The organism is Caloramator sp. ALD01, assembly GCF_000472625.1.
Classification (GTDB): Bacteria; Bacillota; Clostridia; order Clostridiales; family Caloramatoraceae; genus Thermobrachium; species Thermobrachium proteoclasticum.
This window is the reverse complement of record NZ_AXAA01000046.1, coordinates 1-10,959: the sequence shown is the minus strand read 5'-3', so window position 1 is coordinate 10,959 and position 10,959 is coordinate 1. Positions and strand designations below refer to the sequence as shown.

General features: G+C 32.1%; 11 protein-coding genes and 2 pseudogenes. 11 read left to right on the top strand and 2 right to left on the bottom strand.

Annotation, left to right across the window (positions count from 1 at the left end):
* The first annotated feature begins 300 nt into the window (after positions 1–300).
* The 10 genes and pseudogenes from A3M9_RS0111555 (at position 301) to A3M9_RS13895 (ending at position 6,882) form a co-directional block, all read left to right on the top strand.
* Complete coding sequence (locus tag A3M9_RS0111555; protein WP_051350729.1) at positions 301–1,245, top strand: Rpn family recombination-promoting nuclease/putative transposase; 945 nt, start codon at positions 301–303, stop codon at positions 1,243–1,245.
* An 89-nt stretch (positions 1,246–1,334) separates the two neighbouring features.
* Positions 1,335–2,216 carry a tyrosine-type recombinase/integrase gene (locus tag A3M9_RS0111550; RefSeq protein ID WP_198011971.1) on the top strand — a complete coding sequence of 294 codons (882 nt, stop codon included), beginning with the start codon at positions 1,335–1,337 and terminating at the stop codon, positions 2,214–2,216.
* Positions 2,216–2,598 (top strand): annotated as a pseudogene (locus tag A3M9_RS14515) (RadC family protein). Before A3M9_RS0111550 ends, A3M9_RS14515 begins: the two are co-directional and overlap by 1 nt.
* Before the next feature lies 1 nt (position 2,599).
* A complete protein-coding gene (locus tag A3M9_RS0111545; protein ID WP_027309338.1) occupies positions 2,600–3,550 on the top strand; it encodes a DUF960 family protein in 951 nt (316 codons plus the stop codon).
* Between the two features lie 242 nt (positions 3,551–3,792).
* Positions 3,793–4,132 (top strand): annotated as a pseudogene (locus A3M9_RS15090) (flagellin); the annotation flags it as partial.
* A 503-nt stretch (positions 4,133–4,635) separates the two neighbouring features.
* Positions 4,636–5,079 carry a flagellin gene (locus A3M9_RS15085; RefSeq protein ID WP_370882858.1) on the top strand — a complete coding sequence of 148 codons (444 nt, stop codon included), beginning with the start codon at positions 4,636–4,638 and terminating at the stop codon, positions 5,077–5,079.
* A 66-nt stretch (positions 5,080–5,145) separates the two neighbouring features.
* The gene (locus A3M9_RS14510; RefSeq protein WP_073250313.1) at positions 5,146–5,322 is read left to right on the top strand and encodes a YjfB family protein; all 177 of its coding nucleotides are present in this window, start codon (positions 5,146–5,148) and stop codon (positions 5,320–5,322) included.
* Positions 5,323–5,326: 4 nt separating this feature from the next.
* Positions 5,327–5,518, top strand: coding sequence for a hypothetical protein (locus tag A3M9_RS0111530; RefSeq protein WP_027309337.1), 192 nt, complete (start codon positions 5,327–5,329; stop codon positions 5,516–5,518).
* Positions 5,519–5,652: 134 nt separating this feature from the next.
* Positions 5,653–6,567, top strand: a complete 915-nt coding sequence (locus A3M9_RS0111525; protein WP_242826205.1) for an Rpn family recombination-promoting nuclease/putative transposase — start codon at positions 5,653–5,655, stop codon at positions 6,565–6,567.
* A gap of 9 nt (positions 6,568–6,576) precedes the next feature.
* Positions 6,577–6,882, top strand: a complete 306-nt coding sequence (locus A3M9_RS13895) for a hypothetical protein (RefSeq protein ID WP_027309335.1) — start codon at positions 6,577–6,579, stop codon at positions 6,880–6,882.
* A gap of 475 nt (positions 6,883–7,357) precedes the next feature.
* Here A3M9_RS13895 and A3M9_RS0111510 read toward each other — a convergent pair whose 3' ends face one another.
* Positions 7,358–9,139 carry a M3 family oligoendopeptidase gene (locus A3M9_RS0111510; protein WP_027309334.1) on the bottom strand — a complete coding sequence of 594 codons (1,782 nt, stop codon included), beginning with the start codon at positions 9,137–9,139 and terminating at the stop codon, positions 7,358–7,360.
* A 421-nt stretch (positions 9,140–9,560) separates the two neighbouring features.
* Here A3M9_RS0111510 and A3M9_RS0111505 point away from each other — a divergent pair, with 421 nt between their 5' ends.
* Entirely contained in the window at positions 9,561–10,262 is a 702-nt protein-coding gene (locus A3M9_RS0111505; protein WP_027309333.1) for a coenzyme F420-0:L-glutamate ligase, read from the top strand.
* A 586-nt stretch (positions 10,263–10,848) separates the two neighbouring features.
* Here A3M9_RS0111505 and A3M9_RS14505 read toward each other — a convergent pair.
* A partial coding sequence (locus tag A3M9_RS14505; protein WP_156897908.1) for a transposase occupies positions 10,849–10,959 on the bottom strand: 111 nt, incomplete at its 5' end.

The window sequence follows — 10,959 nt, the reverse complement described above, 5'->3', positions numbered from 1 at the left end:
GGAAGAATGGAAGGAGTAAAAAATGTAGCTAAAAATCTAATATCTTTAGGTGCTGATATGTCAATGATAATTAAAGCTACAGGACTTACTGAAGATGAAATAAATAAGATAAAATCAGAGATGAACAATCAAGTACATTAATTAAAAAGATAAATACCTTAAAGGAGGAAGTGGCAGAAANNGCTGCTTCCTCTTTTTAACTGGCATCCTCATCACTTATAACATATCAAGATTTTGAATGTAGTAGCATAAAATACAAAATCCTGCTAAAATAATAATAAGGAATTGGAGGTAGATACTATGAATGATGAATTTAGAAATACTGTTGAAGGTGAAACTGCTGCAGAAATATATGATGAAAATTTTATAATTCCACCTAAATTTGATTTCGTGTTTAAGTATATATTTGGTGACGTTAAACATAAAAGAGCATTAATTTCATTCCTCAATGCTGCATTAAAAATTCCTAAAGAAGAGCTTGAGGGGTTGGAAATTTTGAATCCAGAGCTACCTAAGGACTATAAGGAAGATAAAAAGGGGATACTGGATGTAAGAGTAAAAACTAAAGATGGAAAAGAAATAGATATTGAAGTTCAAATACTGCAAAGTAAGTTTATGCCTGAAAGAACTTTGTTTTACTGGGGGAAGATGTATACTCAGCAAATAGAATCAGGACAAGATTACACAAAGCTTAAAAAGTGTATTACAATAAATATAGTAGATTTTGATGTAACTCCGCTTAAGAAACTAAATTCAACCTTCCATATATTTGAGGATGAAACTAAATATAAATTAACAGATGTTTTAGAAATACACTTTTTAGAACTTAAAAAGTTGTACGATAATGAGATTCCAAAGGATGAAAATGACCCATTAGTAATGTGGATGGAATTCATAGATGGTAAACGGGAGGTGATCGATATGATTTCAAGAAAAAATGAAGATATAAACTATGCATATGACCTTTTAAAAGTTATAAGTAAGGATAAGGAAGCAAGAATGGCGTATGAAGCAAAGATGGCAGCATTAAGAGATGAAAAAACCAGATTAGTTGAAGCAAAAGAAGAAGGAAGAATGGAAGGAAGAAATGAAGGAATAGAAATAGGAATGAAAAAGGAAAAAATAAATGTAGCTAAAAATTTAATATCTTTAGGTGCTGATATGTCAATGATAATTAAAGCTACAGGACTTACTGAAGAAGAAATAAACAAGATAAAATTAGAGATGAATAATCAAGTACATTAATTAAAAAGATAAATACCTTAAAGGAGGAAGTGGCAGAAAACGCTGCTTCCTCTTTTTCAATTTAAGTAAATTATAAGGAGGAATAGACAATGGCAATAGAAATCCTTAAAGACTTCGAAGAATACCTAATCAAAGAAGGTAAGATGCAAAAGACCATAATCTCATACACAGGTGATGTTAAGATGTTCTTAGATTACCTTAAAGATAAGGGCATAGCCTTCAATGGTAATCTAAACCGTTTCTACATTACATCATACAAAGACCATCTCCTCAAAGAAAACTACACCATAAGCACCATAAATAAAAAGATAAATAGTCTAAATGCCTTCAACCAATTTCTAATTCTAAATGGACTTTGCCATGAAAGAGTGGTAGCTCCAAATAAAGATAAAATAAAAATAGCAAAAGGAAGTGAAGGAGAAGTTGAAATATATTCAGATGAAGAAATAGAAAAGATACTCTTCTACATAAGCGATAATAACAAGGTAAGTCAAAGGGATAAACTAATAATCATGCTCTTACTCTTTACAGGAGTTAGAGTGAGTGAACTAGTAAATATAAAGGTAGCAGATGTAGATTTACTTTCATTAACACTAAGGATAGTAGGTAAGGGAGGTAAATACAGAGAAGTACCGATTAAGATAGAATTAAAGGATACCATAAAGGAATACATGGAAGGGGAAAGAAAGGAACATAAATTAAATCAAAGTGAATACCTGCTACTAACGCAAAGAGCAGAGAAGATTGACAAAGACACAGTAAATAAGCTCTTAAGAAAACATGGAAAGAAGCTAAACATCATCATGAAGCCACATAAGTTCAGGCATACCTTCTGCACAAGACTCATAAGAAAAGGGGTAGACCTAACTACAGTTGCAAAGCTGGCAGGACATGCAAACATACAAACAACAGCACAATTCTACATCAACACCTCAAGGGAAGATAAACAAAGAGCAATTGAACTTTTGTAATAGATATAAGAAAAATAAATCAACCAGAAGATGCAGTAAACCTTGTCAAAAACTTTCTTGAAGACAGTGACAGAGAAAAGCTCAGGCTCTGCTGCCTTGACACTAAAAACCAACCCTTAAGCATTTCAATAGTAAGCATAGGAAGCCTAAATTCAAGCATAGTTCATCCAAGAGAAGTCTTCAAAGCTGCAATTTTTTCAAATGCCGCATCAATCATACTCTTTCATAATCACCAATCAGGAGACCCAAAGGAAAGTGAAGAAGACATAAACATCACAAGGAGAATAAAAAAGAAGGAAACATCCTTGGCATAAACCTTCTTGACCACATCATAATTGGACAAGGCAAATACACATCATTAAAAGAGAAGGGAGTAATCTAAAATGTACAAACAAATCAAGGATAACATATACATAACAGTTGGCATACAAAGAATCATTCCACCAGACATACAAATGCTACTTCTAGACTTGTACAATAATCTTGAAGGAGAAAAAGATTACCTACAAGTATATCTCTTAAAGAGGGAAATACAAGATGGGAAAGTGGTACAAATAATAAGATATAAACAAGAAGTACCAGAATACAATGCTAAGTACATACTAGAATATAATGATGCAGTTAATGCAAAGGTATTCTTACAAAAGATAGCTGAGGGGAAAGATAGAGAAGTAATAGCTAAGGAGGTAGGCTATAAAAATTACAAGAGCATGGATATGTTTCTAAGAAGAAATGGCTACCATTGGGATAAGTACATTAAAAATTATGCTCTTCCAGATGAAGATGTAAAGGGAAATGTGGATGAAGAAATAGAAATAGCGGATATAAGAGCAAGACAAGTAATAAAACTGTTCTCAAAAGGTACAATGGATGTTAAACAAATAGCAAAGGAGGTTGGATTCATTGACCATAAGGAGCTAGCAGAATACATGAGAGTTAAAGGTTTCAAATGGGATGCATACATTAATAACTATGTTAAAAATGAAGATGTAAAAGAAATAGAAGATGAAGAAATAGATGCAGATGAAAGTACAATTAATTCTAAATTAATTGATGATGAATTCATAAATTACTTAAAGAAAAATGAGATAATCTTAAGAAGGTTAATTGAAGCAGAAAGAGATAAAGAAGAAGTGTTAACCATACCTAAATTTATAATAAAGGGGGTTGCAGTAACTAAATCAATCTACATGAAGGAACCATTAGCTCAATTAATTACAGATTACAGCAAAGAGAAGAAGGTAAATCAAAACCAAATTGTTGAAGTTGCATTAATTGAATTCTTTAAAAAGTACGGTTACAAAGCTGAAGTTGAATTAATTCTAAAAAGATAAAATCCATGAATTACAAATGTTGGTGTCCATTAGAAAACTTAAACATAAAATAAGCTAAAACAACCTAAAGATGATAAGAAAAAAGCTTAAAATAAATAAAAATCAACTAAAGAAGTAGCAATGTGAGTCTAAGAAGCCTTGAAAATCAAGGAATTTAAAGGATTAAATAATTTCAAAATTACATAGTAAAAATTGTTAAATATCGTTAGTTGGGAGTTAACACTTAAAACGCTGGAAAGTCAATGGGAAAGCTATCATCAGGTCTAAGAATTAACAGAGCTGGAGATGACGCAGCAGGTCTTGCAATCTCAGAAAAGATGAGAGGACAAATTAGAGGGTTTGAGCAAGCATCAAGAAACTCACAAGATGCTATATCACTTATCCAAACAGCAGAAGGTGCATTAAATGAAACTCACAGCATTCTTCAAAGAATGAGAGAACTTGCTGTTCAATCTGCAAATGATACGAATGTGTCAGAAGATAGAGAGGCAATTCAAACAGAAATTAATCAAATAGTGAGTGAAGTAGATAGAATTGCAAACACAACCGAATTTAATACAAGAAAATTGTTAAATGGATCAAGTGGGACTTCTGTTGCAAATGGTAATATTTTGGGTAGTGTTAATGTAACTTCTAATACTAAGCAGGAAACTTATACAGTTAATGCTTCAGCGGCTACATTAGCGAAAGCAGCAACTACAGGTACAAATACTGGTTCTACTGCATCTGCTACTGTAAAGGCTGCTGGTACATTAACGATAAATGGAGTAACAATTAGTGTAGGAGCTACTGATACTTATCAAATTCTTGCAGATAGAATTAATACATCTGTCTCAGGTGTTAAAGCTGATTTTACTGGTACAGGTTCTACATTAAAGATTTATACTGAAGACATTGGTGCTGATGCTAAATTGTCTATTGTTGCATCAGCGGATATAATACATGGTGTAGATTATTCAAATTCTACAAATCAAAATTATAGTGGTTCTAATGCGAGTGGCTTAACTGCAGCGAATTTCGGAATAGGTGCATTATTGGTATAAAATGGAAATAAAGTAACTGTTATAGGAGGAAATGCTGACGGTTTGAGCTTCGAATTAAAGAGCAATACAGCAGATACAACAATAACAGTAAATGGTTCTATTACGACACAAATTGGGGCTAATGAGGATCAGACCATGTCAATAAGTTTAAATGCAATGGCATCAAATAATTTAGGTATAGATAAATTAGATGTAACATCATATAATGGTGCCTCAGATGCTATAACTAAGATTAATGATGCTATAATTTCTGTTTCTCAAGAAAGAGAAAAACTTGGTGCTTACCAAAACAGACTTGAACACACAATAGCTAACCTTGGAACATCAAGTGAAAACTTAACAGCAGCAGAATCAAGAATTAGAGATGTAGATATGGCTAAAGAAATGATGCAATTTAGTAAAAAGAATATATTAACACAAGCTTCACAAGCGATGCTCGCACAAGCTAACCAAATACCACAAGGAGTACTACAAATATTAAGATAATAAATATACCAAAGGAGCAGAGAAAAATTGCTATGGCTCTTTTAATATAAGAAGGAGGTTCACACCATGGACATAGCTGCCCTATCAATAAGCCTAAACCAAGCAAAAGTAGCCCAAGAAACAAGCCTTGCAGTAATGAAGCTTGCAATGGAAACAGGAAAACAAACTGCTAATGAAACAGTTAAGATGATTGAAAAGAGTGTTGATCCAAACTTAGGAAGAATAATAGATGTAAGTGTTTGAAATTATGGATGATAAAGAAGAATTAATAAAAGAGCTTCAATGGGTAAAATATAGAATACAAATTCTTGATATGTTAGAGCAACGTTTATTAATAATGAGGCAATTAGCTGTTGAAGCTTTTGAAAATGACTTAAGTAAAGCTGAAAGAGAAGAAATAGGAAGGCAGATTCAAATAGATGTTAAACCTGTAGAATAACAAGGGGAAGGTGATGCTAAAAAGCAAAAGCCTTCCCTTTTAACATTTAAGCCAAAATGCTAAAGCTATATAAACAGTAGCATAAAATACAAAATCCTGTTAAAATAATAATAAGAATGTTGGAGGTAGATACTATGCCTAAAACTAAAAGGAATAAAGGAATGGATGTAAATAATACTAATATAATTAATACAAACTATGAAATAATACCACCTAAAATAGACTTTGTGTTTAAGCATATATTTGGTAATGAAAAGCATAAACAAATATTAATCTCATTCTTAAGTGCAGTTTTAAGAGTACCTAAGGAAGAGTTAGAAGGGCTTGAAATAATAAATAGTGAACTAATAAAGAATCATAAGAAAGATAAAAAGGGCGTACTAGATGTAAGAGTAAAAACAAAAGATGAAAAGGAAATAGACATAGAAGTACAAATTTTAGACAGTGGTTACATGGCAGAGAGAACACTCTTTTACTGGAGTAAGATGTACACACAGCAAATAGAATCAGGTGGAAAATACACAGACCTAAAAAAGTGCATAACCATAAACATAGTAGACTTTGATGTTACACCACTTAAAAAACTAAGCTCAACATACCACATATTTGAAGATGAAACAAAGTATAAATTAACAGACGTGTTAGAGATACACTTCTTAGAATTAAGTAAGCTTCATAATGATGAAGTACCGAAGGATGAAGACGATCCACTGGTAATGTGGATGGAATTCATAGATGGNAACAAGGAGGTGATTGATGTGCTTTCAAAGAAGAATGAAGACATCAAATATGCATACAATATTCTAAAGGTAATAAGTAAGGATAAGAAAGCAAGAATGGAATACGAAGCAAGAATGGCTGCAATAAGGGATGAAATGACTAGGTTGCATGTTGCTGAAGAAAGAGGAAGAATGGAAGGCAAGATAGAAGGGAAAAAAGAAGTAGCTGAAAGAATGTTAAGAAAAGGGATAGATGTTGAAACAGTTGCTGAAGTTACAGGGTTGCAAATAACAGATATCGAGGAAATAAGGAAAAATATGCTAAACTAAGGTAAAAATATGGATAAGGGGACTATAAAAAATGAAGATAACTTTTTAAAAATAATAAGAGAAGCTAAGAAAGCAAGAATGGCGTATGAAGCAAAGATGGCAGCATTAAGAGATGAAAAAACCAGATTAATTGAAGCAAAAGAAGAAGGTAGAATGGAAGGTAGAAATGAAGGAATAGAGATAGGAATACAGAAGGGAAAAAGATTGACTGCTGAAAAGATGTTAAGAAAAGGGTTGGATGTTGAAACAGTTGCAGAATTAACGGATCTTTCGATAAAAGAAGTTGAAGAAATTAAAAGGGATATGCTCCATTGAAATTAATAATTGATACCTTAAAAGAGGAAGTGGCAGAAAATGCTACTTCCTCTTTTAAACTGGCATCCTCATCACTTATAACATATCAAGATTTTGAATGTAGTAGCATAAAATATAAAATCCTGCTAAAATAATAATTAGGAATTGTAGGTAGATACTATGCCTAAAACTAAAGTAAATAAAGATAAAAATAAAGCAATGGATGTAAATAATACTAAAATAATTAATACAAATTACGAAATAATCCCACCTGAACAAAAGGTGCCACCCAGGTGAAATGTGACATTTTTCAAAATATGTTAAGTAGGAATTGTTAATAAAATTAGTATTATAACAATACTATATATCTAAAAAATAGTTATAATGAGGTGTTATTACTTTTTGTAGATAATCGTAAAAGACATAAAGTTCCACTATTAGTTAGTGGAACTTTATAATTATGGTGTCTTTAAAATTGTATTATGAAAAATATGGATTATTCACATTTCACCTGGGTGGCACTTATGAAGGTGTCTATTTCTTCTTTTATAACCTCAAGGGAGCTTCTCCAGAAATCTACTGAATGTAAGTCAAATCCCATCTCTTTTCCAAGGGTATATAAATCGTTTTTACCTGTTAATGATAATAGCTTTTTGTAGTCCTCTGCAAACTCACTTCCACGCTTTTTATATTCTGCAATAAGACCTCTAACAAATAGTTCTCCGAATGCGTATGGGAAGTTGTAGTAATTTGCGTCTGCATAGTAGTAGTGAGGCTTGTTTACCCACATATATGGATGCATATATTTTTCATCTAATGCATCTCCATAGGCCTTCTTTTGTGCATCAAGCATAATTTCCTTAAATTCCTCAACAGAAAGTGAATGGTCTTCACGTCTCTTAAATACCTCATCCTCAAATAAGAATCTTGAATATATATCAACTATAGTCTGAGTTGAACTTTGTAGAGAGTTTTCAAGTATAGCAATCTTCTCCTCCCTATTTGCTATCTTAAGTGCAGCGTCTATTATAAGTGTTTCGCAGAAGATTGATGCTGTTTCTGCAATAGGCATAGGGTAGTTTGAATTTAAGAAGGTTTCATCTATTAGGCAGTTTCCGTGGTATGCGTGTCCAAGCTCGTGGGCTATTGTTGTTACATTAGAGAAGCTTCCATCAAAGTTTGCAAGAATTCTGCTCTCTTTAATAGGATGTAGGTTATAGCAAAAGGCTCCCCCTCTTTTTCCTTCCCTTGGCTCTGCATCTATCCAATTTTCCTCAAAGGCTCTATCTGCAAAATCAGCAAGTTCGCTACTGAAGCTCTTGAAGTTCTCAACTATGAACTTTCTTGCCTCATCGTATGTAAACTTCATATCAACCTTACCAATTGGGGCAAACAAATCATAAAAGGGGAGCTTACCAGATTTGTGTCCTAAAAGTTCTGCCTTTTTCTTTAGATAATTTCTAAAGTATGGAAGATATTCTCTTATTGCCTCAAGCATTGCATCTAAAGTTTCCTTGTCCATTCTGCTGTTTTTTAGCGTCATATGTAGAGGAGATTCATAACCTCTTAATTTAGATAGATTAATAACCTCCCCCTTAATTCCGTTTAATGCAGCGGCAGAGGAGTTTTCTATCTTATGGTAGGACTTTAATTCTGCAAAGTAGGCAGTCTTTCTGACATACTCTTCTTCAGAATATGCCATATTTCTAACAACAGGAAGAGGAAGCTTCTTTTCTTCGCCCTCAAGTGATATTTCAACTGTGTGGGTTGAGGTTAAAAATTCCTGTAGTTTTGCCCAGGCACTTGAACCTGTGTTTTTCATTTTAGAAATAACTATTTCCTGTTCATCAGAGAGCATATGTTCTGCATCTTTAATTGATTCTTTTAAGATAAACTCGTGTTCCTTTATAAATTCGGAGGAGTTTATGATTTCCTCAACGTTTTCTAACTTAGACAGCCATTTTTTAAAGGCTACATCAAATTCAGTGGTTTCAGATATGGTTTTTTCTATCTTTTCAAGATACATAAGTGCCTTATTGTTTTTTGCATCAACACTTAAGGAAAGTTCAGAATAGGCAGCAATTTTATAAATTAAGCTTGATAACTCATTGACCCTGCCTAAAAAGAATTGAATTTTTTCCTGTGCATTTTCCTGTGAATTAAAGTTTTCTCTGCTCCAAGTTTTTAATTCTTCGATTAAACTTAAAACTTTATTGTTGTCCTCTAAAAACTCCCTGCTATCAAAGGAGGTATAAAGATTATCAAGGGACCAACGCATAAAATCACCTCTTTTACTAAATATTAACATATACATTATATATTATTTTTAGTAAAATTACCAGATAATATATTGATTTATTAATTTTTCAAACAAAATTAATTAAAAAGTCCCCTTAACGCTATTAAATGGTTGTTGAATGTTGCTTGACTTATAAATACATAAAATATAAAATGATTATATGGTAAAGCTAAGATTAGTTATGTAATCGGTATTTTTAAGGATTGGACAGCCCTTTGGGCGTGGGAGTCTATATTAATTTTAGAATTAACCACCAGGTCACAACTTCTTAAATTTGGAGATATTTTACCTATTTAAAATAACTACAAGAAAAATATACCATTTATATATAAAAAGGTAATATTTTTATATAATATGGGTATAATTTTGAATAAAAAAGATAGGAAGCGGAGGAGAAAGGATGGATTTTGCAGCAAATGAAAATAAGGAATTAATAAGACAGGTTGAAGAGGAAAAATATGCAAGAATACCAATAAAGACAAGGTTAATAATGGTTGGCGACCCAATTGAGGATATTGTGTATGAATATACCAAGGATGTTCTTCAAGAGGGAGATATAGTGTTTATTTCAGAAAAGAGTGTAGCAATCTCCCAAGGAAGAGCATATAAAATGTCTGAAATTAAACCATCAAGACTTGCAAAGTTTTTATCTAAATTCGTTTATAAATCACCACACGGTATAGGTCTTGGAATACCAGAAACAATGCACTTTGCTATAAAGGAATGTGGAGTAATTAGGATATTATTTGCAGCCTTCTGTGCAGCAATCTTTACAAAGCTATTTAAAATAAAGGGAGTATTCTATAAAATTGCTGGCCCAAAGGCAGCTTCAATAGATGGCCCAACATCAGGAACGATACCACCATTTAATCAATATGTTGTATTAGGTCCAAAGGATCCAGATGAAGCGGCAAAGAAAATTTCTGAAAGAATAGGTGCTAAGGTTTGTATTGTTGATATAAATGATTTAGGTGGAAATGTGCTTGGAGTATCCCATAAGGATATTGATAAGAATAAAATTGTTAAAATACTAAAGGATAATCCATTAGGACAAGGACATCAATCAACTCCAATAGGAATAATAAGAAGAGTAAGTGAATAATATTTTTGATTTTATCAAATCAGAGGAAAAAGCTTTAGATTTGTATATTTTGGTATAGCATATAAACTGTGAAGGATGTAAAAATGAAGTTCCTTCACAGTTTTTTATTAATAAATAAAATTTTATTCAGGTTGTTAAAAAAAGTTCATCTGTGATTAGATAAGTAATTCTTAAGCGTTTAGCTACTCAAAAAAATTTAATCGTTTCTTTGTTCGAAAAGTCATATCTTCACAATATTATCCTCTCTTTGATACCTTCAATCTGGGAACATCCTGTGCTGAATTATGTTTTTAAGTATAAATATTATGTTTGTACAGTTTATAAAATATACCTTTTTAAAATACCTTAAGAGAACTTTAAGAATAAACTGTCCATAATATTTGCAAAGGTAAAAATTTATCAGATAAAATATTTTAAGGCTCTTTGTCAATTGTTGGGGCGGGTATTCAATTAGAATGCCTGTCCTTTCTTGTTTGAGAGTGATTTTATAAAGATAGGTTGGATGGGGGAGAGTCCCCTGCAAAAAATTGCAGAACAAAAAGACCAACGGGAGTTGGTTTTCTAAAATTTGGTATTATAATTTACTTTAATTACAGCAATGAAGAATTCTATTTCTAAACCTATCAAAGTTTTTAAAGCCGAAGGCATTTCTTTTAATAACTTTAATTTTGTTATTAAAGCCTTCAGTACAAGCATT